Origin of the sequence: Streptomyces sp. DH12 (genome assembly GCF_020873895.1) — a bacterium.
Classification (GTDB): Bacteria; Actinomycetota; Actinomycetes; order Streptomycetales; family Streptomycetaceae; genus Streptomyces.
Genome location: NZ_JAHWGT010001499.1, coordinates 1 through 405 on the forward strand (window position 1 = coordinate 1; position 405 = coordinate 405).

The 405-nt window shown below is 72.6% G+C and carries 1 pseudogene; it reads right to left on the bottom strand.

What is annotated here, in order from left to right:
* Positions 1–405, bottom strand: a pseudogene (locus tag LPA54_RS40760) (6-phospho-beta-glucosidase); the annotation flags it as partial.

Below are 405 nucleotides of genomic sequence, written 5' to 3' on the forward strand. Positions count from 1 at the left end.
CAGGCGGTCGGCGTACTCGTACTGGCCGATCAGGGGGTGGGCGAGCAGGGCGCGGAAGACGCGGTCCCGGCCGCCGTGCAGGGCCGCCTCCAGGGCCAGGTCCTCGTACGCCGTCACGTTCGCCATCAGGCCCGCGAAGAGGGGGTTCACCGGTGCGACGGGGAGCGGTACCGCGCCCTTCGGGGTGATCTTCGCCGGGACTTCCACGACCGAGTCGTCGGGGAGGGAGGAAGGTGAGCGTGCCGTTGTTGAGTGTGTTGACCACCTGGTGCCGCGAGCCCGCGTCGCGGAGGAGGGCCGCCGCCAGGTCCACCGCCGCCTCCGAGTAGTACGCCCCGCCCCGCTCGGCGAGGAGGGCCGGCTTCTCGTCGAGGGCGGGGTCCGCGTAGAGGGTGAGCAGTTCCT